The organism is Actinosynnema sp. NPDC023658 (assembly GCF_040639995.1).
Taxonomy (GTDB): Bacteria; Actinomycetota; Actinomycetes; order Mycobacteriales; family Pseudonocardiaceae; genus Actinosynnema.
This window is the reverse complement of sequence record NZ_JBFAAX010000789.1, coordinates 1-2,625: the sequence shown is the minus strand read 5'-3', so window position 1 is coordinate 2,625 and position 2,625 is coordinate 1. Positions and strand designations below refer to the sequence as shown.

General features: G+C 74.7%; 3 protein-coding genes. All 3 read right to left on the bottom strand.

Annotated features, from left to right (window positions below):
- Nucleotides 1-130: 130 nt before the first annotated feature.
- Genes AB0G02_RS34790 through AB0G02_RS34780 form a run of 3 tightly spaced genes read right to left on the bottom strand, consistent with a single transcriptional unit; the run spans nt 131 to nt 2,487 of the window.
- Nucleotides 131-1,174: a GDSL-type esterase/lipase family protein gene (locus AB0G02_RS34790; protein ID WP_360803053.1), complete on the bottom strand. Its 1,044-nt coding sequence runs from the start codon at nt 1,172-1,174 to the stop codon at nt 131-133.
- 6 nt (nt 1,175-1,180) lie between these two features.
- Nucleotides 1,181-1,825 carry an ATP-binding cassette domain-containing protein gene (locus AB0G02_RS34785; RefSeq protein WP_360803050.1) on the bottom strand — a complete coding sequence of 215 codons (645 nt, stop codon included), beginning with the start codon at nt 1,823-1,825 and terminating at the stop codon, nt 1,181-1,183.
- Nucleotides 1,822-2,487 (bottom strand): ATP-binding cassette domain-containing protein, encoded by a 666-nt coding sequence (locus AB0G02_RS34780; protein ID WP_360803047.1) that lies wholly within the window; start codon nt 2,485-2,487, stop codon nt 1,822-1,824. The genes AB0G02_RS34785 and AB0G02_RS34780 overlap by 4 nt, the downstream gene beginning before the upstream one ends.
- Between the last annotated feature and the right edge of the window lie 138 nt (nt 2,488-2,625).

The following is a 2,625-nucleotide window of genomic DNA, read 5'->3' as shown; positions in this document are numbered from 1 at the left end:
CCCTCGGCCGCCTACCTCGCGATGCTCGCGTCCGGCCTCGTCGAGGCCCACGGCTGGGACGTCGAGCGGACCGCCGCCTACCTGGCCTGCCGCACGCCGTTCTGGACGGCGGCAGAGATCGTGGCGCTGGTCAGTCCTTCGCGACCACGGCGTTGAGGTTGCCGTCCTCGCCGGCCACGCACGACGCCTCCCGCGCCGTCGTGGCCAGGAACTCCGACATGCACCGGCCGAACTGCTCGTAGCCCCGGTCGTTGGGGTGGAACGACTCCTGCAACGCGTGCCGCGCCCGTGCCTCGTCCCGCAGGCCGTCGAAGTCCACCGTGAGCCGGGTGAACCACTCCTCCTCGGGCTTGCCGCCGCCCATGCACGCCTCGCGGTCCTCGCCCGCCTTCGACAGGTCGAGGAACCGCGCCTCCACGGCCTCCGCCGCCGTCCGCAGGCCCGCCGAGAGCTGCTCGACCGCCTCGTTCCGCACCCACTCCAGGTCGCCCGTGCGCAGCGGGCACCCGGCGAGGTTCTGCAGGTCGAACGGCAGGCCGGGCGCGACCGGCGCGGCGTAGGACTGGAGCACCAGCGTGTACGAGCGCGGCGTGTAGCCCTCGTCCTGGAGCACCCGGCGGACGTCGCGCAGCGCCCGCTCCACCTTGGGCGTCATCCGCTCGACCCGGGACTTCCACTCCTCGGCCATGGCCTTCGCGCAGTCTGTGCGGTGCTCGATCCACGCCCGCAGGCACGCCCCCAGCACGTCGGCGAACCGCGGGTCGTCGTTCGCGCCGACCGCCACCACGACCACCGACACCCGGTACTCGCGGGCGATGGCGGCCAGCTGCCTGGCCTGCGAGCCCTCCGTGTTGCGCACCTGGTCGGTGATGCCGACCTGCTCGGAGTTCGCGCCCGAGCAGGCCAGGTTGAACACCTTGTCCACGCCCTCGACCCGGGTGGAGTGCACCGAGGCCTTCGTCGACCGGTGGCACCAGTTGTCGTTCTCGCCGTTCGTGCCCGGCTCGTAGGAGCCCGCGCCCTCACCGGCCATGGTGCTGTCACCGAGCGCCACGAGCGCGCGCGGCGCGTCCCGCTCCGGCCCCGGCAGCGCGGGGTAGGGCGAGTCGCTGACCACCAGCAACAGGGCGAGCAGGGGGAAGACCAGGGCGACGGCCACGAATCGACGCAACATCGACGCCTATCCTACGGAGATCCGCCCGCCGTCGAGCACCACCGTGCGGTCCGCCGCGCGGTGCACCTCGTCGTGGTGGGTGGCGACGAGCACCGCCGAGCCCTCGTCGGCCGCCCGGCGCAGCACCCGCACGGCCGTCGGCCCGCTGTGCTGGTCGAGGTGGGCGGTGGGCTCGTCGGCCAGCAGCACGACCGGCGACCCGACCGCGGCACGGGCCAGCGCGGCCCGCTGCTGCTGCCCGAAGGACACCTCGGCCGGGTACCGGTCGGCCAGCTCACCGATGCCCAGCTCCTCCAGCAGCTCGGTCACCCGGCCCAGGTCACCGCCGGTGCGGCCGAGCCGGACGGGCAGCGCGACGTTCTCCGCCAGCGTCAGCTCGCCCGCCAGGCCCAGCGCCTGCGGCAGCAGCGCGCACGCCTTCCACGACGGCGCGGACGTCAGCACCTCGCCCGCCACCTCCACCGTGCCCGCGTCCGCCCGGTCGAACCCGGCCAGCACGGCCAGCAGCGCGCTCTTGCCCGACCCGGACGGCCCGGACAGGGTCACCAGCTCGCCCGCCGCCACCTCCAGGTCCACGCCCCGCAGCACGTGCACCGGTCCGCCGGCGTGCCGGAACGTCCGCCGGATCCCCGTCGCCCGCAGCGCCGTCATGCCGCCAACACCCCGTTCCGCAGGTCGTACCTCGTGTCCGCGAGCGCGATCAACCTCGGGTCGTGCGAGGCCACCACCACCGGCACGCCCCGCCGCGCGAGGTCGGCCAACGTCTCCAGCACCAGGTCCGCCGACGCCGCGTCCAGCTGCGACGTCGGCTCGTCGGCCAGCACGACCGAGGCCTGACGGGCCAGGGCGCACCCGAACGCGAGCCGCTGCTGCTGCCCGCCGGACATCGCGGACACCTTCCAGGTGGCCGTGCCGGGCAGCCCCAGCTGCTCCAGCAGCTCCTCGACCGGCGCGACCCGACCCGCCGCCTGCGCCGCGGCACGCAGGTTGTCGCCCACGTCCAGGTGACCGACGAGGTTGTCCGCCGGGTTCTGGAACACCAGGGCGACCTCCCGGCGCCGCAGCGCGCGCCGAGCCTTGGACGACAGCCGCGCGGTGCCCTTCCCGCGCAGCTCCACCCCGCCGCGCGTGGGCCGTTCCACCAGGCTCAACACCCGCAGCAGGGTCGACTTGCCCGACCCGGACGGCCCGGCCAGCACCGTCATGCCGGTCGCGGGCACGTCCAGCGTCACGCCCGACACCGCGGTCACCGACCCGGCGGGCGTGCGGTAGTCCACGCCCACCTCGCGCAGCCGCAACACGTGCTCAACCACGGATCAACTCCCCGATCCTCGCGGAACGCACCGAGCGCACCGCGATCCACGCCGCCACCAGCACCACCAGCACGCCCCCCGCGACCGTCGTCACCAGCAGCGGCGCGACGTCCGGGACCTCCGGGGTGGGGACGAGGC

Bases quoted from the DNA above. Each gene is read 5' to 3' on its own strand.
- AB0G02_RS34790 (WP_360803053.1), bottom strand. From the start codon at position 1,174: ATGTTGCGTCGATTCGTGGCCGTCGCCCTGGTCTTCCCCCTGCTCGCC.
- AB0G02_RS34785 (WP_360803050.1), bottom strand. From the start codon at position 1,825: ATGACGGCGCTGCGGGCGACGGGGATCCGGCGGACGTTCCGGCACGCC.